20 protein-coding genes, 2 tRNA genes and 3 pseudogenes are annotated in these 24053 nt (G+C 68.7%); 4 read left to right on the top strand and 21 right to left on the bottom strand.

The features are described 5' to 3' along the window. Position 1: 1 nt before the first annotated feature. The 4 genes from ACQCSY_RS14075 to ACQCSY_RS14060 are packed head-to-tail and all read right to left on the bottom strand — an operon-like array spanning position 2 to position 3348. The gene (locus ACQCSY_RS14075) at positions 2 to 1069 is read right to left on the bottom strand and encodes a UDP-N-acetylmuramate dehydrogenase (protein ID WP_427129684.1); all 1068 of its coding nucleotides are present in this window, start codon (positions 1067 to 1069) and stop codon (positions 2 to 4) included. Between the two features lie 19 nt (positions 1070 to 1088). Next, positions 1089 to 2396, bottom strand: a complete 1308-nt coding sequence (locus tag ACQCSY_RS14070) for an MFS transporter (protein ID WP_427129682.1) — start codon at positions 2394 to 2396, stop codon at positions 1089 to 1091. A gap of 14 nt (positions 2397 to 2410) precedes the next feature. Further along, positions 2411 to 2869: a MaoC family dehydratase gene (locus ACQCSY_RS14065; protein WP_427129680.1), complete on the bottom strand. Its 459-nt coding sequence runs from the start codon at positions 2867 to 2869 to the stop codon at positions 2411 to 2413. A 17-nt stretch (positions 2870 to 2886) separates the two neighbouring features. After that, positions 2887 to 3348: an FAS1-like dehydratase domain-containing protein gene (locus ACQCSY_RS14060; protein ID WP_427129679.1), complete on the bottom strand. Its 462-nt coding sequence runs from the start codon at positions 3346 to 3348 to the stop codon at positions 2887 to 2889. A 199-nt stretch (positions 3349 to 3547) separates the two neighbouring features. Between ACQCSY_RS14060 and ACQCSY_RS14055 the strand changes: the two genes are divergently transcribed. Next, the gene (locus ACQCSY_RS14055) at positions 3548 to 3925 is read left to right on the top strand and encodes an ArsR/SmtB family transcription factor (protein WP_427129677.1); all 378 of its coding nucleotides are present in this window, start codon (positions 3548 to 3550) and stop codon (positions 3923 to 3925) included. Further along, positions 3913 to 5583: a SulP family inorganic anion transporter gene (locus ACQCSY_RS14050; RefSeq protein ID WP_427135840.1), complete on the top strand. Its 1671-nt coding sequence runs from the start codon at positions 3913 to 3915 to the stop codon at positions 5581 to 5583. The genes ACQCSY_RS14055 and ACQCSY_RS14050 overlap by 13 nt, the downstream gene beginning before the upstream one ends. Here ACQCSY_RS14050 and ACQCSY_RS14045 read toward each other — a convergent pair. The 5 genes from ACQCSY_RS14045 to ACQCSY_RS14025 form a co-directional block, all read right to left on the bottom strand. Next, positions 5571 to 5795 (bottom strand): DUF3188 domain-containing protein, encoded by a 225-nt coding sequence (locus ACQCSY_RS14045; RefSeq protein ID WP_427129675.1) that lies wholly within the window; start codon positions 5793 to 5795, stop codon positions 5571 to 5573. The genes ACQCSY_RS14050 and ACQCSY_RS14045 overlap by 13 nt on opposite strands. Positions 5796 to 5841: 46 nt before the next feature. Then, complete coding sequence (locus ACQCSY_RS14040) at positions 5842 to 6798, bottom strand: DUF2797 domain-containing protein (protein WP_427129673.1); 957 nt, start codon at positions 6796 to 6798, stop codon at positions 5842 to 5844. A gap of 31 nt (positions 6799 to 6829) precedes the next feature. Then, complete coding sequence (locus ACQCSY_RS14035) at positions 6830 to 7693, bottom strand: HpcH/HpaI aldolase/citrate lyase family protein (RefSeq protein WP_427129672.1); 864 nt, start codon at positions 7691 to 7693, stop codon at positions 6830 to 6832. 125 nt (positions 7694 to 7818) lie between these two features. Continuing rightward, entirely contained in the window at positions 7819 to 8751 is a 933-nt protein-coding gene (locus ACQCSY_RS14030) for an aldo/keto reductase (protein WP_427135838.1), read from the bottom strand. Between the two features lie 32 nt (positions 8752 to 8783). Continuing rightward, the gene (locus tag ACQCSY_RS14025; RefSeq protein ID WP_427129670.1) at positions 8784 to 10487 is read right to left on the bottom strand and encodes a glycoside hydrolase family 13 protein; all 1704 of its coding nucleotides are present in this window, start codon (positions 10485 to 10487) and stop codon (positions 8784 to 8786) included. Positions 10488 to 10587: 100 nt separating this feature from the next. Between ACQCSY_RS14025 and ACQCSY_RS14020 the strand changes: the two genes are divergently transcribed. Further along, on the top strand, positions 10588 to 11778 hold the full coding sequence (locus ACQCSY_RS14020; RefSeq protein ID WP_427129669.1) for an ROK family transcriptional regulator: 1191 nt from the start codon (positions 10588 to 10590) through the stop codon (positions 11776 to 11778). Here ACQCSY_RS14020 and ACQCSY_RS14015 read toward each other — a convergent pair. From ACQCSY_RS14015 to ACQCSY_RS13995, 5 genes and pseudogenes are all read right to left on the bottom strand, one after another. Then, positions 11779 to 12261 (bottom strand): annotated as a pseudogene (locus ACQCSY_RS14015) (Na+/H+ antiporter); the annotation flags it as partial. 12 nt (positions 12262 to 12273) lie between these two features. After that, positions 12274 to 12435: pseudogene (locus ACQCSY_RS14010) on the bottom strand (aldehyde dehydrogenase family protein); the annotation flags it as partial. Continuing rightward, a pseudogene (locus tag ACQCSY_RS14005) lies at positions 12435 to 12841 on the bottom strand (thiamine pyrophosphate-dependent enzyme). The pseudogenes ACQCSY_RS14005 and ACQCSY_RS14010, both read right to left, overlap by 1 nt. Positions 12842 to 12985: 144 nt before the next feature. Then, positions 12986 to 13996, bottom strand: a complete 1011-nt coding sequence (locus tag ACQCSY_RS14000; protein WP_427129668.1) for a thiamine pyrophosphate-binding protein — start codon at positions 13994 to 13996, stop codon at positions 12986 to 12988. Positions 13997 to 14070: 74 nt separating this feature from the next. Continuing rightward, positions 14071 to 15738 (bottom strand): amidohydrolase, encoded by a 1668-nt coding sequence (locus tag ACQCSY_RS13995; RefSeq protein ID WP_427129666.1) that lies wholly within the window; start codon positions 15736 to 15738, stop codon positions 14071 to 14073. Between the two features lie 400 nt (positions 15739 to 16138). On the opposite strand from ACQCSY_RS13995, the gene ACQCSY_RS13990 reads away from it, so the two are divergent. Then, the gene (locus ACQCSY_RS13990) at positions 16139 to 17050 is read left to right on the top strand and encodes an Lrp/AsnC family transcriptional regulator (protein WP_427135836.1); all 912 of its coding nucleotides are present in this window, start codon (positions 16139 to 16141) and stop codon (positions 17048 to 17050) included. 29 nt (positions 17051 to 17079) lie between these two features. On the opposite strand, the gene ACQCSY_RS13985 is transcribed toward ACQCSY_RS13990, so the two are convergent. From ACQCSY_RS13985 to ACQCSY_RS13955, 7 genes are all read right to left on the bottom strand, one after another. Next, positions 17080 to 17745 (bottom strand): NAD(P)H-binding protein, encoded by a 666-nt coding sequence (locus ACQCSY_RS13985; RefSeq protein ID WP_427129664.1) that lies wholly within the window; start codon positions 17743 to 17745, stop codon positions 17080 to 17082. Between the two features lie 136 nt (positions 17746 to 17881). Further along, positions 17882 to 19666 (bottom strand): galactose oxidase-like domain-containing protein, encoded by a 1785-nt coding sequence (locus ACQCSY_RS13980; protein WP_427135834.1) that lies wholly within the window; start codon positions 19664 to 19666, stop codon positions 17882 to 17884. Positions 19667 to 19679: 13 nt separating this feature from the next. Then, the gene (locus tag ACQCSY_RS13975; protein ID WP_427129663.1) at positions 19680 to 19976 is read right to left on the bottom strand and encodes a hypothetical protein; all 297 of its coding nucleotides are present in this window, start codon (positions 19974 to 19976) and stop codon (positions 19680 to 19682) included. A 483-nt stretch (positions 19977 to 20459) separates the two neighbouring features. After that, a tRNA-Met gene (locus ACQCSY_RS13970) sits at positions 20460 to 20533 on the bottom strand. 62 nt (positions 20534 to 20595) lie between these two features. Then, a tRNA-Thr gene (locus tag ACQCSY_RS13965) sits at positions 20596 to 20667 on the bottom strand. Positions 20668 to 20901: 234 nt separating this feature from the next. After that, on the bottom strand, positions 20902 to 22929 hold the full coding sequence (locus ACQCSY_RS13960) for a DEAD/DEAH box helicase (protein ID WP_427129661.1): 2028 nt from the start codon (positions 22927 to 22929) through the stop codon (positions 20902 to 20904). A 411-nt stretch (positions 22930 to 23340) separates the two neighbouring features. Then, positions 23341 to 23994 carry an MOSC domain-containing protein gene (locus tag ACQCSY_RS13955; protein ID WP_427129659.1) on the bottom strand — a complete coding sequence of 218 codons (654 nt, stop codon included), beginning with the start codon at positions 23992 to 23994 and terminating at the stop codon, positions 23341 to 23343. Between the last annotated feature and the right edge of the window lie 59 nt (positions 23995 to 24053).

Raw genomic sequence — 24053 nt, 5'->3', positions numbered from 1 at the left:
GCTAGAGCTCGACGCCGATCAGCAGCGGCTCCGGGTGCAGCTCGATTCCGAAGCGTTTGACGACGCCGCCGCGGACCGCGCGGCCGATCGCCAGCATGTCCGCGGTGCTCGCGGTGCCCCGGTTGGTGATGGCGAGCGTGTGCTTGGTGGACAGCGACGCCCGCCCGCCGGAAACGCTGTCCGGCTCCAGCCCGAAACCCTTGCCGAAGCCCGCCTGGTCGATCAGCCACGCCGCCGAGAGCTTGGTCAGGCCGTCCGCCCCGCCCGGGTACCGCGGGGCGTCTTCGGGCAGCCCGGCCGCAACACCAGCGGGCACCATCGGGTTCGTAAAGAAGGAGCCGGTGGAGTAGGTGTCCCGGTCGGCCGGGTCCCGGACCATGCCCTTGGAGGCCCGGAGGCGGAGCACTTCGCGCCGAACATCGTTGGAATACGCCCGCTGTCCCTGCTCGATGCCCAGCGCCCGGGCGAGCTCGGCGTAGCGGACCGGGGCGCTCATCCGGCCCGACGGGAGCTGGAACTCCACGGTGAGCACCACATAGCGCGGCGAGCCGTTGTCGGTGGTTTGTTTCAGGACGGAATCGCGGTAGCCGAACTTCAGCTCGGAGCTGGTGAAGGTCTTCACGGCGTTGCGTTCCCGGTCCCACGTGCGCACCGCGGCAATGGTCTGGGAGACGTCGGCCCCGTAGGCTCCTACGTTCTGCACCGGGGTGGCTCCGGTGGCGCCCGGGATGCCGGACAGCGCCTCGATGCCGGACCAGGCGTGCCGGACAGCGTGTTCTACGAGGCCGTCCCAGTTGTGGCCGGCCTGCACCACCACGGCCACTCCGCCGCACGAGTCCTCGGCGGTGACCGTGAACCCCTCCGAGGCGATCTTCAGCACGGTGCCGGGGAACCCGTCGTCGGACACCAGCAGGTTGGAGCCGCCGCCGATGATCAGCAGCTGCTCACGTGCGGCGTCGGCCGAGCGGACGGCGTCGATGATTTCGGCCTCGGTGCGGGCTTCGAGGTAGGTGCCGGCGGGGCCGCCGACGGCGGCCGTGGTCAGGGCGGAAAGCAGAATCTGGGTCACCTGACCAGCCTAGCCCGGTTCACGCACTGTCCTGAGCGGCCGGCGCCGGATCCTTCAGCTTCCGCGCCACCGGGGAGAGCAGGAAGCTGACCACCAGCATCACCATGACGGCCAGCAGTGAGTGGAGGATGCCGATATGCTCCGCCAGCAGGCCCAGCAGCGGAGGCCCGCAGAGGAACGCACCGTAGCCGATCGTGGAGACCACGGAGACGCGCGCGGCCGCCCTGAGGGGGTCGTCGGCGGCAGCGGACATACCCACCGGGAACCCCAGCGAGGCACCCAGGCCCCATATGGCCAGGGCCACGTAGGCCAGCCACGGCACCGGCGCGAAGACGAACAGGCCCAGGCCCAGCACGGCCGTCGCGGCGCACCAGCGCATCACGGGCACGCGGCCGTAGCGGTCCAGCACCAGTGTTCCGGCGAAGCGGCCCACGGTCATGAAGGTGACAAAGAGGCCGTAACCCGCGGCTCCCGCGGCGTCGGACTGGCCGTGGCCGTCCGCGAGCGCCAGCGCCACCCAGTCACCCGCCGCACCTTCGGCCAGGGCGAGCCCCAGCACCAGGACGCCGAGCAGCAGGGTGCGCCGGTCGCGCCAGGCCTGGGCGATCTGGCGCTTATTGTCCAGCGGCGCCGCCGCCGGGTCGGCGCCTGGTCTGATGATGGGGATGGGCCCCGTGGACGGGTCCTCGAAGGTGTCCGGCGTGGCCGGCTTGAAACTCTGCTCCTCCTGCAGCGGTGTGATGTCCGCGCGGAACCATGCCGCCGCGGTGGTCACCGTGCCTGCCACCAGCAGGCCCACCGCGGCGAGATGCCAGAAGACCGGGATCCCGACGCCGGCGGCCCAGGCCCCCAGCCCGGCTCCGGCGACGGTGCCGAGGCTGAACGCACCGTGCAGCCGCGGCATGATGTGCCGGCGCACCGCCCGTTCCACGGCGGCGCCCTCAACGTTGGAGGCCGTGTTCCAGCTGGCGGTGCCCAGGCCGATGATTGCCAGGCCGCCGGCGACCGCCGGCGGGTTCACCAGGACCGAGGTGCCGAAGCCGGCCAGGACCAGTCCGCAGCCGACCATGACGCTGCCGATCCTGATGGTCCGCTTCGATCCGAAGCGCAGCACGATCAGGCCGGAGGCGGACACCGAGACGAAGGATCCCAACGTCATGCACAGCAGCAGCAGCCCGACCGTGCCAGGGGTCAGGTCGAGCCCGTCGCGGATGGCCGGCAGCCGGGACACCCAGCTGGAGAACGCAACGCCGCTGAAGGCGTACGCGGCGACCACCGCGTTGCGCCACAGCGTGACCTCCTGAGCCGGGGCGGTACGCGCGCTCACGGCCGACCCATCCGCTAGGCCAGCCTGACGACGGCCTGGGCCTTCACGAGTACCTTCTGCCCGGCCGAGACGACGGTGAGGTCCACGCGGGCGGTGCCCGCATCGGCGTCGAGCGCCCCGATGGCGCCGCTGATCTCGATCACGGCGCCGGCATCCGGCGTTCCCGTGGTGTCGGCCACCGGGACCGGCTTGGTGAAGCGGGTCTGGAAATCGACGACGGCGGCGGGGTCGCCCGCCCAGTCGGTCACCAGCTGGACGGCGGCACCCATGGTGAACATGCCGTGCGCGATCACCCCCGGCAGCCCGACGCCGGTGGCGAAGGCCTCGTTCCAGTGGATCGGATTGAAGTCACCCGAGGCGCCGGCGTACTTGACGAGGTCCGTGCGGGTCACGGCGATGCTGCGGCTGCCGACGTCCTGGCCGACCGTGAGGTCGGCGAATACGGGGCTCCGGGATGTCGTGTCAGATGTCATGGCTGGCTTTTTCATGGTCACTGTCCCTCTCCGCGGACCAGGATGGACGAGGTGGTGGTGGCGACGGCCTCGCGGGATTCGTCCGCCGCCAGGGCGAAGATTTCCGAGCGGGTGGTGATCATGGCCCCGCCGCCCATGGCGCGGACGCCGTCGACGTGCAGTTCGGCCACCAGCCGGTCGCCGGCGACGATCGGACGGTGGTGGGTGAAGCGCTGGTCGGCGTGGACCACGCGCGAGAAATCGATGCCGGATTCCGGATCCTCGATCAGCTGCGCGTCGGCGCGCTGGGCGACGATGATCGCGAACGTCGGCGGGGCCACGAGGTCGTTGTGGCCCAGGGCGTTGGCCGCGTCCACGTCAAAGTGGGCGGGGTGGGTGGCTTTGACCGCGCGGGCGAACTCGCGGATCTTCTCGCGGCCGACGTCATACACCTCTGCGGCAGGGTAGCTGCGCCCCTGCAGATCCGGATTGATAGTCATGGTTCCAGCCTATCGCCACGCCCCGGGCCGCCATCCTTCATGACACCTGCTTGACCGGGGCGCTTGGCCTGAGCGCTTGACCCGTGCGCTTGACCCGTGCGCTTGACCGCCGCGTTTAACCGGTGCGGTATGATGAAAACATTATTCCATCAAGTCACGTGGCCTTCCGGGCCGTGACGCGAGAAAGCGCAGGCCAGTCTTGATTTCAGCGGAGCAGACCCCCTTGTACGAAATCAAGGCGAACCTCTTCAAGGCCCTCGCCCACCCGGCCCGCATCCGGGTGCTTGAGCTCCTGGCCGCGGCCCCGGACTCCTCGGCACCGGTCAGCTATCTCCTGGCCGAGACGGGCCTGGAAGCCTCGCACCTTTCCCAGCACCTGGCCACCCTCCGCCGGCACGGGGTAGTGACCTCGGCCCGGTCGGCGAATGCGGTGACCTACCGGCTGGCCCATCCGAAGATTTCGGAGCTGCTGTCCATTGCCCGGATCTTCCTCCTGGACCGCCTGGCCGATTCCAACGAGCAGCTGCGGCTGGCGCGGGAGCTGCCGGGCGGGCACCTCCCGGGATCCGCATCGTGAGGGGCGCTCAGTCGCTCCTCGGCCGGTTCCTGCCGTCCCGCCGTGACTACAGCGGGCTGCCTTCGTCCTGGAAGACGGACGTGCTCGCGGGGATCACGGTGGGAATCGTGGCCCTGCCGCTTGCACTCGCCTTCGGCGTCAGCTCGGGTGTGGGCGCCGAGGCCGGGCTCATCACGGCGGTGGTGGCCGGCCTGGTTGCCGCCGTCATGGGCGGCTCCCATGTCCAGGTCTCCGGCCCCACAGGAGCCATGGTGGTGGTCCTGGCCCCCGTGGTCGCGAGTCACGGCGCCAGCAGCATCGCCCTGGTCTCGCTGATGGCCGGGACGCTGGTGATCATCCTGGGCATCAGCGGGCTGGGCCGGGCCGTGGCCTTCATCCCCTGGCCTGTGGTGGAAGGCTTCACGCTCGGCATCGCCGCCATCATTTTCCTCCAGCAGGTGCCCATGGCCACTGGAACTGAGGGGACGCCGGGCCACAACACCGTGCTGGCGGCCGTCGAGAGCGCCTCCCGCGCCACTTCGCCGGCCGTGCTGCAGACCCTCGCCGTCGTGGCGGGCGTGGCTGCCGTGATGCTCCTGCTCCCGAAACTGCACAAGGCCCTGCCGGCGAGCCTCATCGCTGTCCTGCTGGCCACCGTGGCGGCCGAGCTCCTCCGGCTGGAGATCCCCCGGATCGGCACCCTGCCGCATTCCCTGCGTGCGCCCTCCTTGCCTTCCCTAGATCCGGCCTCGCTCGGCGGTCTGCTCATGCCCGCGGTGTCCATCGCCACGCTGGCAGCCATCGAATCGCTGCTCGCCGCCCGCGTGGCCGCCGGAATGGTCGGGCCGGACGGCAGGCCGAGCGGGGCCTACAGTCCGGACCGGGAACTCACCGGCCAGGGTCTGGCCTCCATCGCCGCGGGGCTCTTCGGCGGCATGCCCGCCACGGGCGCCATCGCCCGGACCGCCGTCAACGTCCGTTCCGGCGCCCGGACCAGGCTGTCCGCAATCGTGCATGCCCTGGTACTGCTGGCCATCATCTACCTTGCGGCCGGCCTGGTGGGCAGGATCCCGCTGGCGGTCCTGGGCGGCATTCTCATGGTCACGGCAACGCGCATGGTCTCAAGGCACACGGTGACGGCAATTCTGCGCTCCACCCGCGCCGACGCCGCGGTGTTCGTCCTGACGGCACTCATCACCGTGGCCTTCGACCTCATCGTGGCCATCCAGATCGGCCTCGCGGCGGCCGCGGTCTTCACGCTGCGGAAGTTCGCCTCGCTGAGCGGCGTGCGGCGCGAGGACATTCCCGGGGTGCCGGTTCCCGGGGACGAGCATATTGCCGTCTTCCGGCTGGACGGGGCCATGTTCTTCGGCGCCGCGGAACGGGTCCTGCAGGAAATCAGCCAGGTCAAGGACATCCAGGTGGCCATCATCCGGCTGTCCCAGGTCCGGATGCTTGATGCCACGGGAGCCCACACGCTGGTGGAGGTCATCGCGGCACTGGAGCTGCGCGGCGTCACGGCGCTGCTGAAAGGCGTCCGGCCGGAACACCTGGAGCTCGTGACCAATGTCGGCGTGATCCGCTCACTGCGGCACCACAAGCACCTGTTTGCGAGCCTGCCCGAGGCCGTGGAACACGCGCGGAGCCATGTCCGGCGGAACGCCGCCTACTTCCTGTAGCTCTTCCGGATCTGCTGGCCGCGGACCACGATCCCGACAAGGTGCAGAATGAGGCCGAGCCCGATCACCGGCAGGGATGCCACGGCGAGGCCCTGGTTCTGCGAGCTGTTGCCCACGACGTTCAGGATGATGCCGACGGCGATCAGGCCCATGGCGCTGAAGACGAGCGCCTTGTAAGTGGTTGACGCGGAGGCCCAGAATTCAGTCAGCATCGTGCCAGTTTATCCGGACTGAGCCCGGGGACCGTTTCGGGCGCCGTCAGAACAGGGACTCCTGCACCGCGGGAACTTCCGAGCCATGGTCACCGAGCCCGATCGTCCGAGCCTTCAGCAGCCCGAGGTTCACGATGAATTCCAGGTCGGTCCCGTCCAGCCCGGCCAGGGCAAGGCTTCCGGTCAGGGAAACAATCCGGAACCCGTGGGCCCCCGCGCCGAGCTCATGCGGGTAGGCGTGCCGTGCGGCGGGCGCGCAGGCGGCATCGGCCTGCGCAGGCCGGACCCACTGCTCTTCCACAGACTCAAAGCCGTCGACGGCAGCGCCCGCAAGCAGCAGGCGGACCTCGTCGGCCAACCGTCGGTTCAGGGCGTCCAGGTCGACGGCGGGCGCCGGATCCGTGAGCGCCGCAGCCTTGGCGGCCGAGCGAACCTGCTGGGGCAGCCCGGCTTCGCGGGTGGCCATGTCCTCGAGCACCCTGACAACACGTCCGTCCTCGGCCCGGGCGACGTAGCGGGCCACCACGGCGCCCTGCTCGGCCAGCCTGTTCCATTTCCGGAGGTTCGACGCGGTGCCTACCTTGCTGGCGCCGCTGGCGAAGGTGGCGACGTACAGCCAGTGCGGCTGCATCAGGTAGGCCCGCAGCCCCGCGGGGACGCGTCCGCCGCGGTGGAAGTCATGGATGAGCCGCGAATCGTCGACGACGAAGCAGCGCTCGCACTGGCTGCCCTTGGCAGCGGGGGCCCGGGCGGGGCACAGTACGTGGTCCCGGGCCGCAGGGCCGTGCACCTTGTGGTGCCCGAGACAGGACTTTCCCCCGGCGGCGAGCCGGAACCCGAGGCGTGTCCCGGCGTCGAGCGCTAGTTCCGTGAATCCGCCGGTGGCGGGGTCCCCGGTAAGGTGCTGAAGCCGCAGCACCGGAGCGCCGCCGTCGCGGTCTCCGGGAGCGGGCGGCGGACCATCCCAAAAGACCCCGTGGACCAGATAGCGGGTATCGGTCACGGGGTCTCCTCGGTTTGGTAAAGGGCCGCGGCTACAGCGCCGGCTGCACCCCAAAGGCTACCGCGAGCTTCATAATCTTCTCGGCGCGGCCCAGGCGCGGCAGGTCCGAGCCGTCACGGATCACGCGGCCGCTGGCCTCGAAGTCGGCCATGAAGTCCGTGGCCCAGGCGACGTCGGACGGCGTGGGACTGATGACCTCGTTGATGACGGGGGTCTGGTCGATGGCGAGGCAGAGCTTGCCAGTCATGCCCATCATCACGGTGATACCGGTCTGTTCGCGCAGTATGGGGTGGTTGGTGCCCACCGTAGGTCCGTCGATAGGGCCCGGCAGCTTGCCGACGCGGCTGGCCACGACCAGTTTGGCGCGCGGGTAGGCCATGGCTTCCGGGGTGGCCGCCATGCCTGTGTCGCGGCGGAAGTCGCCCGAGCCGAACGCCAGCCGGAACGCGCCCTGGGCCTTGGCGATGTTGTTGGCTTCCTCGATGCCGACGGCCGACTCCACGAGCGCGATGACCGGCGTCTTGCCGTCCATGCGGTGGAAGCTTTCGGTGACCTGGTCCGCGGACTCGGTCTTGGCCAGCATGACGCCGAGCAGGCCGGGCGTGCCGCGGAGTCCGGCGAGGTCGTCGGCCCAAAAGGGGCTGGTCGCGTCGTTGATCCGGACCCAGGCGGTGCCGCCGGCGGTCAGCCAGTTCACGACGTTCGCGCGGGCGGCGTCCTTCTGGGAAGGGTCCACCGCGTCTTCGATGTCGAGGACGATCGCGTCCGCGCGGGAGACGGCGGACTGATCGAAGAGCTCAGTCTTCATTGCGTTGACCAGCAGCCACGAGCGGGCGATTTCGGCCGGGATGTTGCGCTGGGGCCGGACGGATCCGGCGGTGGTGGTAGACGTCATGCATCTACGCTATCGGCACAGGGGGCCCTCCAGCCAAGTATTCCGGTCCTCCGGGGCTACCAATACGACCAAAATCACAGGAGCCGGGGCGGTGGACCCCCAATTGGAAGGTGTTCAGGTGCCGGCTACGGGATGTTGCTGCCCCGCGCCGTGACCCAGAGCCGGTACCACTCCGCCCGGGTCATAGCCGCCGCTACATCCGCGGCACCGGCGCAGGCCAGGATGCGGTCCGGGTTGGCGGTGCTGATCACGGGAGCGATCCCGGCCGGGTGCTTCATCAGCCACCCCAGCAGGATGGCCTCCCCCGTGGTGTTCTTCTCGGCGGCCATCGCGGCCACGAGGTCCGCCGTCGCGGTTTCCGCCACGGTCGGATCGGCGGCCGGCGCGCCCGTGTAGAGTCCGCGGGCCAGGGCGCCGTAAGCCTGCACGGTGATTCCCTGCCGCACGCAGTGCTCCACAGTGCCGTGCGGGAAGCTGTAGTCCGTGCCGTCGGCATGGTTGACCAGCACGGTGCTTTCCAGCCAGGCCCGTTTCAGCAGGCTCATTTCCAGCTGGTTGGCGATCACGGGGGTCTCCAGCCGGTCCTGAAGTGCCTCGATCTGCGGTCCGGACATGTTGGACACGCCCAGGGCCCGCACTTTGCCTTCGGCCATGAGCTGCCCGACGGCGGCGGCCACCTCCGCGGGGTCCAGCAGCGGATCGGGGCGGTGCAGCATCAGCACTTCCACGTGGTCCGTGCGGAGCCGCGCGAGGCTTTCGTTGACGCGCTCCAGGATGGCGTCCCGGCTCAGGTCGTAGTGCGTCTGAAGTCCCTGCTCATTGAGCCGGATGCCGCACTTGGACTGCAGTCGGATCCTCTCCCGCAGGCCCGGGGTCTGCGCCAGCACCTCGCCGAACACCGCCTCCGCCTTGCCGCTGCGGTAGATGTCGGCGTGGTCGAACAAGGTGATGCCCGCCTCGAGGGCGGCGTCGACGGCGGCGGCCGCCTCGTCCACGTGCGCGGACGAGTACGGCTCCGCCGTCCAGCTGCCGCCCAACCCCATGCAGCCGTAGATCAGCTACTGGGCAGGCCGGTGTTCCTGCGAGGGGCTCACCGCAGCCAGACTGTGGTGTTGGCCGGCAGGAAGCTGCCATCCAGCGGTCCGCTGCTGACGAGCACGGTGCCGGCGGGGAGCTCCACCGGTTCCGCACCGAAGTTGGTGACCGACTGCCAGCCGCCCGGGCGGCTGAAGTGCAGCGCCTCAGGGCTGGCGGCGGGGTGCCATTGAAGTTCCTCCGAGCTTTGCAGCTCGCGGCGCAGCTTCAGGGCCCTGCGGTACAACTCCAGGGTGGAACCCTCGACGCCGTCCTCGGCGGCGACGGCGTAGCGGCTGAACCAGGCCGGCTGCGGCAGGTGGGCGCCGCCGTCGCCGAAGCCGAAGGAGCCGCCTTCCGCGGACCATGGCAGGGGCACGCGGCAGCCGTCACGGCCGATCTCGACGCCCTTGTTGCGGAAGAAGGTGGGGTCCTGGCGCTCGGCGTCGGCAATTTCCGCGACTTCCTGCAGCCCCAGTTCCTCGCCCTGGTACAGGTACGCGGAGCCCGGCAGGGCCAGCATCAGCAGGGTGGCCGCGCGGGCGCGGCGCAGGCCCAGTTCGACGTCCAGCTCCTCGGCGGGGGCGCCGGCCAGCAGCCAACCCTTGCCGTCCTGGCCCTTGGCATGGCGGCCGCCGCCCTTGGGCAGGCCGTAGCGGGTGGCGTGGCGGACGACGTCGTGGTTGGAGAAGACCCACGTGGACGACGCGCCGGATTCCGTGGCCTCCGCGAGGTTCCGGGTGATGATCTCGCGGAAGTCGTCGGCGTCGAAATCGGCCTGCAGGAGGTCGAAGTTGAACGCCTGGCCCAGGCCCTGCGGGCTGGCGTAGCGGGCGCGGCGGCTGGCGTGCACCCAGGCCTCGGCGACGGCGGTGCGCGGCGGGTGGTATTCGTTGAAGACTTCGCGCCACTCGGCGTAGACCTCGTGGACTTCGTCGCGGTCCCAGAACGGGTGCGAGCCGTCGTCGAAGCCGTCGGCGCCGGAATCGGCGCCCAGTTCGAGCCTGGACAGCAGCGGCTCGGTGAGGTCCTTGGCCAGGGCGTGGGCCACGTCGACGCGGAAGCCGTCCACGCCACGGTCGGACCAGAAGCGCAGCGTCTTGAGGAAGTCGTCGCGGATTTCGCGGTTGGACCAGTTCAGGTCCGGCTGCTCCTTGGCGAATATGTGCATGTACCACTGGCCGGGGCTGCCGTCCGGCTCGGTGATGCGTTCCCAGGCTGGTCCGCCGAAGACGGACTCCCAGTCCGACGGCGGGATCTCGCCGTTTTTGCCGAGCCCGTCACGGAAGATGTAGCGCTCCCGTGCCGCGGAGCCCCGGGGGGACGCGAGGGCTTCCTGGAACCAGATGTGGCGGTTGGAGGAGTGGTTCGGGACGATGTCCGCGATGAGCTTGATGCCGGCGGCGTGCAGCGCGGCGGACATCTCGTCAAAGTCCTCGAGGGTGCCGAGCTTGGGATCCACGTCGCGATAGTCGTCGACGTCGTACCCGCCGTCGGCGAGGGCGGAAGGGTAGAACGGGCTCAGCCAGACGGCGTCGATCCCGAGTTCCAACAGGTACGGGACCTTGGCCGTGATGCCCTTGATGTCGCCGAGGCCGTCCCCGTTGGAGTCGGAAAAGCTGCGCGGATAGATCTGGTACACGGACGCCTGGCGCCACCAGTTGGGGTCGGCTGCGAGGTTGGAACCGGACAGGGTTGCCAGCGTGGCGGTGTTGGACAAGGGATGATCCTTCGGGGCTCGGAACGGCTCTGGTATTTTAGATACAAGCTAAATATATTGCCTGAACCAGTATGGATCCGGAGACAGAAGAGGTCAAGATTTGAAGCCGCACGCAGCCGCCACGCCGCAGCTTCTGCGCCGGGTCAATGCCCAGGCCGTCCTGGCCTTCATCCGCAGCACGGATGTGGCGACCGGGACCGAGCTGATGGACCGGACCGGGCTCACGCGGGCCTCGGTCATCGCCGTCTGTGAGGATCTGATCCGGCGCGGCTGGATCCGCGAACTGGACACCCCGCGAGGGGATCAAGGGGCTCCCGGAAGCCCGCGGAAAGGACGCCCGGCCCGGCGCTTCGAGCTCAACCGTGAGGCGGGCTTCGTCCTCGGCATCGACATCGGCGCCGCCACCACCACCGCGGCCGTCGCGGACCTCCGCGGCACCGTCGTCGGGCGCGCCAGCGGGAGCTTCCGCGCCACGGACATCCCCGCGGAGGAACGCATCGGCGTCGTGGACCGGGCCTGCCGCCGGGCGCTGGAGGCCGCGGGCACGGACCCCGGAAAGGTGCTGGCGGCCGGGGCCGGAATCGCCGCGCCGGTGGACCGCGACGGCAACGTGCTCGCGTCCCAGCACTTCTGGAGCCTGTTCGACGTCGGGCTCCGCTTCGCGCTGAAGGAGCTGCACGGCTGGACGGTGCTCCTGGAGAATGACGCCAACCTTGCCGCGCTCGGTGAACGCTGGCGCGGCTCCGGCGCCGGGGTGGACGACCTCGTGGTGCTCCTCGCCGGCGAACGCCTGGGCGCCGGGGTGATGGAGTCCGGCCGGCTGCTCCACGGCCGTGGCGGCGCTGCCGGCGAAATGGGGTACCTGGACATGGTCGAGGGCGTGGGATCCAGCGACGGCATCGCAGCCCTGGCCCGGCAGTGGTCCGCGGCAGGCGACGGGCCGTCAGCCAGCGGAACGGCCAGCGCGCGGCGGGTGTTCGAGGACGCCGCCGCCGGGGACCCTGCCGCATTGGAGATCCTGGACCGGATTTCGGAGCGGATGGCGCGGGTCATCGCCACGGTGGCCAGCTTCATCAACCCCGAGCAGGTGGTGATCGGCGGCGCCGTCGCCGAATCCGCCAGCGCCCTGCTGCCCGGAATCACCGCCCTGCTCCCCGGCTTCACCGCGACTCCCCCACGCGTGAGCGTCTCGCCGCTGGGCGACGCGATAGTCACTGTCGGCGCGATCCGCCACGCCCTGGACTTCGTCGAGGCGAACGCCCTGGAGCTGGAGCTCCCCGCTCCGGCATGATCACTCAGGCATGATCATGGTGCGCAGGTCCAGCTGCCGCAGCACCCGGTCCGCGACTTCGGGATCCATGCCCGGTTCGTTCCGGGCCGCCACGACTTCCTGGCGGGCCGCATCGAGGGCGATCGTCTGGACGGCAATCGCGAGTTCACGGCCGCGCTTGCGCTTCTCCCCCACGGGTTCGTTCCGGAGGCTGCAGTCCAGCAGCTCGGCGTGCAGCCGGGTCATCTTCTCCTTGACCAGCGCCACCTTCTCCGGCGGCAGCTCCTTCATCAGCTCGTTGTCCTTCAGCGCCGCGATCGCCGCCTGCTGCGCACGGCGGGCCAGCAGACGCGCGGCGTCGCGCTCTTCCGAGCCGTCCTCGGACGCCTTCAGGAACCGCATCAGCCAGGGCAGCGTGAGCCCCGGCAGGACCAGGGTGGCCAGAAGGACCGCGCAGGCAATCACCAGCAGCTCGCTCCGGGCCGGGAACGGCGTGCCGTCTGCGTCCTTGCGGTCAAGCATCAACTGTGCCGCGCGGCGCAACACGGCGGCGCGCTCCCCCACGGCTGTGGCGGACCAGGCCTCGAAGCCCCGCTGCGCCGCGGCGACGGCGGCATCCACCTCGACGGCGGTGGCCTTGGGAAACGCAGCCGAGGCGGATTCCGTTCCGGCCGCCATTAGATGGCCACGTGGATGAGGCTGGGCCCGGTGATGTCCAGGGCCTTGGCCACCGTCGCGCCCAGTTCGTCCAGGCTGTCCACGGCAAACGCCGTCAGGCCGAAGCCCTCGGCCAGCTTGACCCAATCGGGCTGGGCCAGGTCCACGCCCACGGGTGCAATGCTGCGCTCGGCCATGTTCGCCTTGATCTCGCCGTAGCCGCCGTTGTTACGCAGATGATGGGCAGGTTGACGCCCTGTTCCACGGCGGTGATGAATTCCTGCACCGCGAACATCAGGGCGCCGTCGCCGAGCAGGCAGACCACCGGACGCTCCGGGGCCGCCACCTTGGCCCCGATGGACGCCGGCAATCCGTAGCCCAGGGTGGCATAGCACGGCGTGTACAGCAGCTGGTGTGCCGTCTCCATCGGGAAGAAGGACGCCGTGCCGAAGTACGTCACCTGGGAGGAGTCCCCGCCGATGACGGTGTCGGCCGGCAGCGCCTCGGCCAGGATGTCGTTGATGCGGGCCAGCACCGGGGACATGGCGCGGGCCTCGGCCAGCAGGTCCGCCTACGGCTGGCCAAGGCCGCCAGCAGTGCCGGCACGACGGCGGCCGAGTTGCCGGCCAGTTCGATGTCCGCGGACAGGTTGACCGCCAGCTGGCCGGGATCGATGTCGATCCGGATGCAGGTGCCCTGCGGGACGATCTTGCCGCCCCAGAGCTCCGATTTCGCCCACCTTGGAGCCGATGACCAGCAGGGCATCTGCACTATTGCAGAGGTCCTGGGCGGCGGAGAGGCGGATGTCCGAGCCGAGCGAGAGCGGGTGGGACTCCGGGATGGCGCCCTTGCCGTTGAGGGTGGTGACCACCGGGGCCTGCAGAGTTTCGGCCAACTCCAGCAGGGCCGAGCCGGCGCGCAGGGATCCGCCGCCGGCCAGGATCACCGGATTGGCGGCCTGTGCCAGCACGGCCACGGCGGCGGCCAGAGCGTCGGCGGCGGCGTTCCGGGCCGGTCCCAGGTCCCGGGCGGCGCACAGCTGGGGATCCACGTCGTTGGCCGATTCCAGCAGGTCCAGCGGGATCTCGATGTGCACCGGGCGCGGGCGTCCGTGGGCGAACAGGGCAAAGGCCTCGTGGATCACTTCCACGGCCTCGGCGCCGGTGGAGACCCGCGTGCTGCGGCCGATCAGCGCCCGCACGGCGCCGGTGGGGTCCCGGGTTTCGTGCAGCGAGCCGATGTCGGAGAATTCGCTCCCGCGCGGAGCCCCGGGCGAGAGGATGATCAGCGGGCGGGACTCGCAGTAGGCGGTGGCCGCGGCGGACATGGCGTTGAGGAGGCCGGGGCCCGAGGTGGTGATGACGACGCCGGGCAGGCCCGTCATCTGGCTCCAGCCGTCCGCGCCGTAGCCGGCGCCCTGTTCGTGCCGGCTGGTCACGGGGTGGATGCCCAGCGGTGCCAGGTGGCGGTAGAACTCCAGGTTGTGGGTTCCGGGGATGCCGAAGATGGTGTCGATCCCGTAGTTCCGCAGCGTGGTCATCACGGCGAGGCCGACATTGTTTGGGGGGATGGGGGTGTTCATGGGGAAATCCTTTGCTCGCGAAGGGAAGAGGTCGGACCGCCCTTGTGCCGCCCGGAGTGGAAGGGCAGCCGGGTCTAGTAGGCCCGGATGCCGTTGACCCAGGTCTGGAGCACCTCGATGGAGCTGATCTCGCCGGCCGGCGCCTCGAGCGGGTCCTGGGCCAGGATGACGAAGTCGGCCAGCTTCTCAGTCTCCAGCGAGCCCAGCTCCTGCTCGCGGCCCATGGCCCGGGCGCCGTTGATGGTGTGGGCGCGCAGCGCCTGCACGGCGTCGATGCGCAGGTCGTCGCCGCCCAGCTGGACGCCGGAGCGGGTCTTGCGGGTCACGGACGTCTGGATGGCCTCCAGCGGGCGGGGCTCGGCCACGGGGGCGTCGGAGCTCATGGTGACGGGCACGGAGGCCGCCACAAACTCGCCCAGCGGGTTGAAGCGCTCGCCCGGGGACCCGATGGCGTCCAGGACGCCGGGGCCCCAGTTGTAGTAGTGCTGCGGCTGGTTCACCGGCAGGATGCCCAGCTCGGCCATGTCGGTGATCTGGGCCGGCGTCGGCAGCCCGCAGTGCTCGATCCGGTGCCGGTGGTCCGCGCGCGGCGTGGCCACCACGGCTTCCTTGACCGCATCAATCACCAGCTGGATGGCCGTGGGTGACTGGGCATGCGTGGCCGTCTGCAGCCCGGCGCTGTGCGCCCGCAGGATCAGCGAGCGGTACTCGGCAGGCTCGTGGTAGAGCGAACCGGTGCGGCAGGGATCGTCGCGGTAGCCCTCGGGGAAGTACGCCGTCCAGCCGCCCAGGGTGCCGTCGGCGTAGAGCTTGATGCCGGCGAAGGAGAGCAGGGAGTCGCCGAACTTGTCCACCAGGCCCAGCTCCAGCACCTCGTCGAGCAGGCTGGAGAGGAAGTAGGCGTTGATCCGGGTCACCAGTTCGCCGCGCTCCACCAGGTCCAGGTAGGCGGAGAACTCGCGCCGGGTCACCTGGGCATCGCCGATGGTGGTGACACCGTTGGCAAGGAAGTTGCGCTGCGCGTGCAGCAGTTGGGCGCGGTGCTGCTCCTTGCTGTCGCCTAGGTGGAAGTTGGGGCCGTGGTGGCCCAGCTTGACGCCGTCGGCCCCGGTGAGGATGTCGCAGGCGGCGTCGGAGAGCTCACCGGTCAGCGAACCCTCGGCGTCGCGGAAGAACGTGCCGCCTGCCGGGTTGGGCGTCGTGTCGGTGATGCCGTTGGCCTCCAGCGTGAAGCTGTTCACGACGCCGCCGTGGCCGCTGGCGTTCATGACGTAGACCTCGCGGCTGGTGGAGACCGTGTCCAGTTCCTGCCGGCTGGGGTGGCGCTGTTCGGCCAGGTTGCGGTGCTCGTAGCCGTAGCCGCGCACGGGCGTGCCCTCGGGCAGCTGCGCCGCGGCGGCGGCCAGCCGGGAGAGCATGGTGGGGATGTCCGGTGCGGCCTCGGGCCCGCAGTCAACCCAGGACAGCAGCTGCCCGTACATGAGCGGGTGGGCGTGCGGGTCGGTGAAGCCGGGGACCATCGTGCGGCCCTGCAGGTCCACGTCCGTTACCCGGGCGGTGCTCAGCCGGGCGGCCTCGGCACGGCAGTGTGCCTGGGAGCCGACGGCGGCAATCCGGTTTCCGATCACCAGGATGGCCTCGGCCACCGAGTTGGCGGCGTCAACCGTGCGGATGGTGCCGCCGAAGAACAAGGTGGCCGCGGCTGCGACGACGGAGGTTTCGTGGGAAGTCAGGGTTGTCATGGAGATGACCTTTGCAAGTAGAAAGGAGAAGGGGTTCGAGGTGCCGGCGCTCAGCCGGCCGGTTCCAGGACAAAAAGCGGAGTGTCGGGGGTGCCGGTGGCTGCCAGCGAGAGCAAATCTCCAATGGTGAACGGTTCGCAGGGTTGCGATGGGAGTGGAGCTCGCCGGTGTGGCGCCAGTCACGATGCTAACCAAGTCTTGATCAGAAGGAAAGCAATTTTTCTGTCAAATGCCGCCAAAACACGTAATTTGCTGATTTAGCACAGAATCTTAGCTCAGAGTTGCTGTTTCAGCGTCCTATGATGGAGGTACTGATACTCCATCCATCCGACCAAGGCGCGTCCGGCGGTGGGGGCCCGGATCCGGAGCGCGCCAATGGCAGGCGATTATTGTGAAGACCATGCATGATCTCGACGACGGACTGGTCCGTCTGCTTCAAGCCGATGGCAGGGCGTCCTTCAGCGACCTCGCCAAACAGCTCGGCGCCACCCGCGCCGCCATCACCGCCAAGGTCAACGAGCTCACGGCATCCGGAGAGGTACGGATCGTTGCGGCCCTCCACCCCCGGGTGTTGGGCCTGAACGCCCTGGCCCACGTCTCCATCCGACTCAGCGGGCCGGCCCGGGAGGTTCTTGACCGGCTGGCGCATCTGGACGGCGCCGTCTTCGCCTCCCTGACCACCGGCCCGTACGGCATCATTGCCGAGCTTCGGCTGCCCAGCGTGCCGGAGCTCTTCGCGCAGATCGACGTCATCCGCAGGGCGCCGGGCGTCTCGGGCGTGGACGTGCACATGTACAAGGAGCTGGTGCGCAGCCTCTTCCTGGGCAAGGAGACGCCGCGGGCGGGGCTGGTGCTGGACCAGGTGGACCTGCGGATCATGGCCGAGCTGCAGATCGACGGGCGGATGAGCTTTGAGGCGCTCGGCGAGCACGTGGACCTGTCCCCCAGCGCCACCAGGACCCGCATGCTGCGCCTGATCGACAACGGCGTGATGCAGATCGGCGCCATCCGCCGCCGCTCCGGGAGCGACCGCTTCATGACCTACGGCTTCGGCGTCTCCACGGTCGCTGAAACGGACGAGGTGGTGGACTACTTCTCCAACCTGCCCGGCATCGAATTCATCGCCACCACCTTTGGCCGCCACGACATGCTGGCAACGGTGGGAGTGTCATCGCTGGATGAAGTCACGTCGATCCTTGACGACCTGCGGCGGCTGGACTCGGTGGTGGAGGCCGATTCCTGGCTGCATCTGCGCATCGTCCAGGAACGCTACGAAAAGCCGCTGGACAATCTGGTGGTCGCCAGCGCCTGACGCCAGCCCACGCACGCGGGAGTGGCCTGTCAGGTCGCTGAAGGGTCGTCCAGAGCGGCCGCGAGCGGCAGTGTGCCGTCCCGGAACTCGATGGTGCGTCCGATGGTTGACGGCATCCCGAGCACTGCAGCGGCCACGAGGGCCACGTTGGCGCGCGCGGTGCCGGTGCCGTCCGACGCGTCGGCGGGGTCGACGTCGATCATCCCGTTGCCGGGCCCGTCCGTCAGCGCGCCGGGACCCAGGATGGTCCAGCCAAGGCTCGTGCCGCGCAGGTAGGCGTCCGCGGCGGCCTTGGCCTCGGCGTAGGCGAAGAAGCCGTTATCCGCGGGCACCCCGTGGTCCGGTCCCGCACCGAGGTAGGACACCATGATGTAGCGTCCGACGCCGGCCTCCGCCGCCGCGTCGATCGAGCGGATCGCGGCGTCCCGGTCCACGGCGTAGGTGCGCTCGGGGCTCCCTCCCCCGGCCCCGGCGGACCAGACCACGGCGTCGTGGTTCCGCAGGGCGGCGGCAATTTCCGCCGTCGTCGAGTATTCAACGTCCAGGAGGGACGGCGTGGCGCCGGTGGCGGCGACGTCGGCCTGGTGGTCGGGGTTGCGGATGAAGGAGGTGACGTCGTGCCCGTCCGTTGCGAGGATCTTGGAAAGCTCCAAAGCCACTTTGCCGTGGCCGCCGATGATTGCGATTCGCGTCATGGACCAATTCTGCCCCACTCCCCGCCGGCTTCACCCGTTGAGCTATCACTTATCGCTGCTCTGAGGCCCTCAGAGAGACTCCAAGTGATAGCTCAACCGGGGTTAAACTAGGGCAAGAACGGACGCAGACGCGCTTTCAAGTGATCTTGATCGTCGAGGCGACGCTGGGAACCCCGTTGCCGTCCAATGCGAAGAGCAGATAGCTGCCCGGTACCAGCACGCCGCGATCCGCCGGCAACTTCAGCGACGCTGTGTTGCCCGACACCGCAGTTGCGGTCACCGGGATCCGCCGCTGGTCGGTGTTCACACTGTGGGTCACCGAGCTCATCCGCATCAGGGAGAACTTGGTGACCGGCGCTCCGGTGGTCACCGCAATCGTGCTGCCGGCCGCGGCGGTGGCCGGTGCGGTCGCAATCGTCGGCCGGGTGCGCGCACTGCCGTCGGCGTTCAGCAGGTAGGGCGGCGTGAAAATTTCTCCGTCCAGATGATTGGTCGTGCAGGTGTTGCACAGCCCGCCACCGCCGACGAAGACCCGTCCGTCGGGGAGCAGCAGGGCGACGCTGTGATACGTCCGGGGGATGGCCATCGGAGCCAGCGTGGTCCATTTTCCGGTAGCCGGGTTCCAGATTTCCGGAGCCATCCTGGCGCCGGTGTCGGTGAACACAACTGGTGTGGCCTGCCCTCCGACCACGAACACCTGCCCGTCGGGCAGCGCGACCCCGTTCGCGAACGACCGGGTGACTCCCATGTCCGCGGTCCGGGCCACCTTCACCCCGTTATTGATATCGATCGTGTATGCCCGCGCCGTAGCTGGGGTGTTGTCGTAGGCGGTCGAGCCGCCCACAGTCAGAATCTTCCCGACGTCGTACATCACGGCGTCGCCGTTCATCGCGTCCGGGCTATCTGAGCGCAGACCGGCCGAAGTGATGCTGCCATTGCCGGTGGTGGAGATCCAGTTCATCTGGCGGCTCGGGCCCGCGTGGAACACCCGGCCACCGGGGGCGGCAAACAACCAGGGGTGATTGTCGGAACGGTACCCGCCACGGGGATCGTCGGTCAGGATGTTGTCGGCCAGCACGTTAGGCAGCGTTCGCCAGCCGCCGGCGGCGGACCACACCTCGCCGTTCTTGTTGCCGATCCCGCCCGACCACGACCCGCCGAGGGTGAACACCTCACCGGTGGAGGTGGTCACGTTGGACTGGTAGCCGCGGGCGATCTTCATGTCCGGCCCTGCGGTCCAGGCGTTCGTCGCAGGGTTGTACAGGGTGGTTTTGGCGCTGTTGCTGCCGCCGCTGATCAGGATCTTGCCGTCCGGTAGCAGCGAGGTCCCGGGGCAGAACATGTCGTGACCGGTGTTGGCCACCTCCTGGGTCTGGCTCACCGCGCCGGTGGTGAGGTCCAGGATGGACGTCTGGGTATAGCCCCTGCTGCCACCGAAAGCGGTGGCAGAATAGGCGGACCAGGTCAGCAGCCGGTTGCCAGGCAACAGCGCCGCCGCGACCGGGACGATCGGGAAGCTGATCGTCGGACCCCAGGACCCCAGCGACGGGCCGAGGAGATTGATCTCCGCGGCGCTGCTCCACGGACCGCGGTTGCCGGCCTCAGTGGTCGCGGTCAGCCGGACGTACCGGGCGCTGACCGCCGTGAAGTTCACGGTCTTCTCCGCGCTGCTGTCCGGCCAGGTGCCGCTGGCGACCACGCTCCAGGTGATCCCGTTGGAACTGACTCCGATCGAGTACTTGCCGACCCGCCCGTTCGTTCCCTCAGAACGCGGGAGGTAGCGGAAACCTGAGATGCTGCGCGTGGCCTTGGTGTCGATTGTGATGGTGTGCGGCAGCGGTGCGGCCGGTGCCGGGGACCACCTGCTGTGCCACATCGTGGCCGCACTGCCGTCGAGGACATTCCCGGCGCGGCCGTTTATGCGGGTGACTTCTTCATCGCTGGCCGAAGCCGTCCACCCAGTCCGGGACAGCAGCCGGAGCCGCCGCCATCGCGGCGGCCGGCAGCACCGAGTTGTGAACGTGTGATCCGGTCGCGCCCGAGGAGCCGTACGGAGCCACCGCCACGTACCCCGTGATCAGCAGGCATCCGACCAGAACTGCCGCCACGCGCCGAATCCCGGCTCTCATCACCGCCGCCATCGCCGGCTCCGGCAGCCGGCCGGCAGGCGGCCGCCCATGACGCACCTTCCTGCCCGGGTGCCGGATCAGGGAAGAGACTCGGTGTGTCATCCAACGATCCATCTGCGCCTCCCCTGCGGCCCCTAGTCCCCCGTGACAAGACAGAGACTAGGGAGGGCAGCATGGGAAAAGCTTGGGCGACAGACGTGGAATGCGCGGAGTGCCGGGAAGGTAGCTCGCGAGGGAGCAGTCTGAGACTGCTCGTCCCTTGTCGATGGGCTATTACGCGGCTACTCTCAACCCAGCGGTGGGCTTGAAGGGTCGAAGAAATGCACCTTGGACGCAAAATCGCTACTACCGGGCTGGTAATTGCAGGAGCCGCCGCAACAGCTGTCACGGCCTTGGCATCAGCATCCCCAGATAATTCAGCGGCTCCCAGATCGATATCTGCGCGAGCTGCCCCCTTCGCCCCGGCCTCACCCGTTGAGCTATCACTTATCGCAGCTCTGAGGCCCTCAGAGAGACTCCAAGTGATAGCTCAACCGGGGTTAAACAAAAAAGACCCCGCAGGCTCAGCCTGCGGGGTCTTGCCTGTAGCGGTGGGGAGGCTCGATCTCCCGACCTCACGATTATGAGTCGTGCGCTCTAACCAACTGAGCTACACCGCCATAAATGAGGAAAACCTGCGCTAAGCCGGTCAAAAACCGCCTTGACACAGGCCCTCATCCAGAGCCCCCCACCGGAATCGATCCGGTGACCTCGTTCTTACCAAGAACGCGCTCTACCACTGAGCTAGGGGGGCAACGAGTAAATACTCTACCGGAAGATTCGCCCACCAACAAATCGGCGGCCGGGCCGTCCCCACCGCGGCGAAACCGCTGGAAATCCGGGCCGAAACGGCGTCCAGGACACCGCGGCGGGGTGTCTGCCCGCCGCGACGGCGCCGGATGTGACGAAGCGAACTCATGCGCCGACGCGGCCTTAAACAAGAGCGGGCCGGCTGAGTAGCCGGCCCGTTCTCAGATGAAGCTAGTGGTTACCACTTAGTGCGGGGCTTGCGGGCCGCGTCGGAGGATACGCCGCGCTCGCTGAAGGAACGTCCGCCACGGTCAGCGGAGGACCGCTCGCCGTCGTTCTTGCGGAATTCGCGCTTGAAGCCGCCGTTGCCCTTGAAGTTGCCGCCACGGTCGCTACCACCGGCGAAGCCGCCGCGGTCACCCCCGCGGCTGCCCTGGTAGCTGCCACGCTCGCCGCCACCGGAGGGCTTGCGGCCGTTGTCCAGCTCGAGGTGGATCAGCTCGCCGCCGATCCGGGTGCGGGACAGGGCGCGCAGCTGCTCGGGGCTCAGGTCCGCGGGGAGCTCCACGAGGGAGTGGTCCGAGCGGATGTCGATGCCGCCGATCTGGGCCGAGGAGATGCCGCCTTCGTTGGCAATGGCGCCAACGATGGAACCCGGCATGACGCGCTGACGGCGTCCGACGGCGATCCGGTAGGTGGCGTTGCCCTCGGTGAGCGTGCGGGTCGGGCCGCGTGAGCCGAAGCCGTCCTTGGCGCGCTCGCGCTTCTGGAACTCGGGGGCGGCGGGCAGTTCCTTGACCAGCAGCGGCTGTCCGCCCTGGGCCATGACGGCCAGTGCGGCGGCGATCTCCGACGCCGGCACGTTGTGCTCTTCCTCGTAGGAGGAGATGAGGTCGCGGAATGCCGCAACGTCTTCGGACTCGAGCGTCTCGGTGATGCGCTCGGCGAACTTGCCCAGGCGCAGCGTGTTGACGGTCTCGGCCGTGGGCAGGTGCATCTGCTCCACCGGCTGGCGGGTGGCCTTCTCGATGGAACGCAGCAGGTACTTCTCCCGCGGCGTCATGAATAGGATCGCGTCGCCGGAACGGCCTGCGCGGCCGGTGCGGCCGATGCGGTGCACGTAGGACTCGGTGTCGTGCGGGATGTCGTAGTTGACCACGTGGCTGACGCGCTCGACGTCGAGGCCGCGGGCGGCGACGTCGGTGGCGACCAGGATGTCGATCTTGCCGTCACGCAGGGCCTCGACCGTGCGCTCACGCTGCTGCTGCGGGATGTCGCCGTTGATGGCGGCAGCCTGGAAGCCGCGTGACCGCAGCTTGTCGGCGAGGTCCTCGGTAGCCATCTTGGTCCGCACGAAGGCGATGACGCCCTCGAACTCTTCGACCTCGAGGATGCGGGTCAGCGCGTCGAGCTTGTGCGGGCCCATGACCTGCAGATAGCGCTGGCGGGTGTTGGCGCCGGTGGTGGTCTTGGACTTGACCTGGACCTCGGCCGGGTTGTTCAGGTACTGCTTGGACAGGCGGCGGATCTGGCTCGGCATCGTGGCGGAGAACAGGGCAACCTGGCGGCCCTCGGGGGTCTGCTGGAAGATCTGCTCCACGTCTTCGGCGAAGCCCATGCGCAGCATCTCGTCAGCCTCGTCCAGCACGAGGTACTGGAGTTCGGACAGGTCCAGGGAACCCTTGGCGATGTGGTCGATTACGCGGCCGGGGGTACCGACAACAACCTGGGCGCCGCGGCGCAGGCCGGCCAGCTGCGGGCCGTAGGCGGAACCGCCGTACACCGGGAGGACGGTGAAGTCGTCGATGTGCTTGGCGTAGGACGTGAAGGCCTCGGCAACCTGGAGCGCCAGCTCGCGGGTCGGAGCGAGCACCAGGGCCTGGGTCTTGCGGGACGGGCCGTTGAGGTCGTGGAGTTCGGCCAGACGGGACAGCGCCGGTACTGCGAATGCTGCAGTCTTACCGGTACCGGTCTGGGCCAGGCCCACGACGTCGCGGCCTTCGAGCAGCAGCGGGATGGTTGCCGCCTGGATCGGGGACGGCTTCTCGTAGCCGACATCCTGCAGGGCAGCGAGGACGCGGCCGTCGATGCCGAGGTCAACGAACTTGACGCCTTCTTCTTCGGCGTCTTCGTTCGCGGCCGGTGCGGCGGCGGGAGCCTCGGTGGTTACCGGGGCGGATTCGGCTGCGGGGGCAACCGTTTCAGAAGTCTCGACGTCGGCCTGGGTGATTTCGGTGTCGACGGAGTTGTTCTGGTTTTCGGGCATAGGTGAATTTTCCTCATCCATAGGGGCCAAGCGGCACAACCCGAGGTGAGCGGAGCCGCAGTACGCGTGACACAAGTTGCCGGGCATACTTTGACCGGCCGGTCACATAGAAGTCCGGCGCTTTCGCAATCCCGTGGCAGGACTTCGCGCTGCATCTCTTGGCTGCTATCACAGCAGTCTGTACAGCGTTTTCTTTAGCCGGCTCTCCCTATGAAAATGCCCGCATCACAGTTGCGGGCCCCAACACTTGCCAGTCCTGCCTCAAGAATTGGGCAGGAATAAGGGATTTCCGGAGTGGGGGATATTTCAAGTGTAAGGCATGGATCAGCGCACGGGTAACTCAGGGGACCGACGACGGCGGTGAGCTTGCGCACACAGGCCTCCCGGTTGGGCCGGGTGAGACTCAGTCCGCTAGACGCCGAGCCGGCGCTGCAGCTTCTCGAATTCCTCGTGGTACTCGGGCTGGAGACGGATCTCGCCGTCGGCGTCGGCGTCCCGGAGGGCCTCCATGTCCTCAAGGGTGGGATCGGTGAACCATTTGGCGATGGTCACGCCGTGGGTGGGGACGAAGATCCGGTGGATGTGGTCCCCCGCCTGGATGGTGCCGGTCCGGACAACCCGGAGGTAGGCGCCCACCCTACCGGCATCCCCGAATCTCTTGACCCAGTGCGGCTCGCCCATCCGCCGCTGGAACGTGGCGCAGGGAACGCGGGGCGAGGTCACTTCCACCTCGACGTCCAGCCCGATCTTCCAGCGCTCCCCGATGATGGCGTTGGAGGCGCTGATGCCGGCGATCCGCAGGTTTTCGCCGAAGACGCCCGCCGGCAGTGCGCGCTGGAGTTCACCGGTCCAATAGTCGGCGTCGTCCTGGGAATAGGCGTACAGCGCCTGGTCTTCACCGCCGTGATGGATCCTGCTCGCCTGGATGTCACCGTGCAGGCCCAGCTTGTGCACCCTCACGGGCCCGTCGACGGCACGTTTGTCGATCGCGGTCACCCCGACGCTGCCGGAATCCTCGAGCAGCTGGTGAACCCGGCAGACGGCAAGCACAGATGCGGTATCCATGGCACCAGTGTAGGCCCGGCGCCACCATGGGCTTGGCGCCGCGGGACGGCTTTTTCGGT

It is taken from the genome of Pseudarthrobacter sp. S9, assembly GCF_050156545.1.
Classification (GTDB): domain Bacteria; phylum Actinomycetota; class Actinomycetes; order Actinomycetales; family Micrococcaceae; genus Arthrobacter.
This window is presented reverse-complemented; position numbering and strand designations above follow the sequence as displayed.

What these genes read in the sequence shown, in the direction of transcription:
- ACQCSY_RS13995 (WP_427129666.1), bottom strand. Translation starts at nt 15,738, where the DNA reads ATGACAACCCTGACTTCCCACGAAACCTCCGTCGTCGCAGCCGCGGCC.
- ACQCSY_RS13975 (WP_427129663.1), bottom strand. Translation starts at nt 19,976, where the DNA reads ATGACACACCGAGTCTCTTCCCTGATCCGGCACCCGGGCAGGAAGGTG.
- ACQCSY_RS14045 (WP_427129675.1), bottom strand. Translation starts at nt 5,795, where the DNA reads ATGCTGACTGAATTCTGGGCCTCCGCGTCAACCACTTACAAGGCGCTC.
- ACQCSY_RS13985 (WP_427129664.1), bottom strand. Translation starts at nt 17,745, where the DNA reads ATGACGCGAATCGCAATCATCGGCGGCCACGGCAAAGTGGCTTTGGAG.
- ACQCSY_RS14035 (WP_427129672.1), bottom strand. Translation starts at nt 7,693, where the DNA reads ATGACGTCTACCACCACCGCCGGATCCGTCCGGCCCCAGCGCAACATC.
- ACQCSY_RS13960 (WP_427129661.1), bottom strand. Translation starts at nt 22,929, where the DNA reads ATGCCCGAAAACCAGAACAACTCCGTCGACACCGAAATCACCCAGGCC.
- ACQCSY_RS14000 (WP_427129668.1), bottom strand. Translation starts at nt 13,996, where the DNA reads ATGAACACCCCCATCCCCCCAAACAATGTCGGCCTCGCCGTGATGACC.
- ACQCSY_RS13990 (WP_427135836.1), top strand. Translation starts at nt 16,139, where the DNA reads ATGCATGATCTCGACGACGGACTGGTCCGTCTGCTTCAAGCCGATGGC.
- ACQCSY_RS14060 (WP_427129679.1), bottom strand. Translation starts at nt 3,348, where the DNA reads ATGACTATCAATCCGGATCTGCAGGGGCGCAGCTACCCTGCCGCAGAG.
- ACQCSY_RS13955 (WP_427129659.1), bottom strand. Translation starts at nt 23,994, where the DNA reads ATGGATACCGCATCTGTGCTTGCCGTCTGCCGGGTTCACCAGCTGCTC.
- ACQCSY_RS14065 (WP_427129680.1), bottom strand. Translation starts at nt 2,869, where the DNA reads ATGACATCTGACACGACATCCCGGAGCCCCGTATTCGCCGACCTCACG.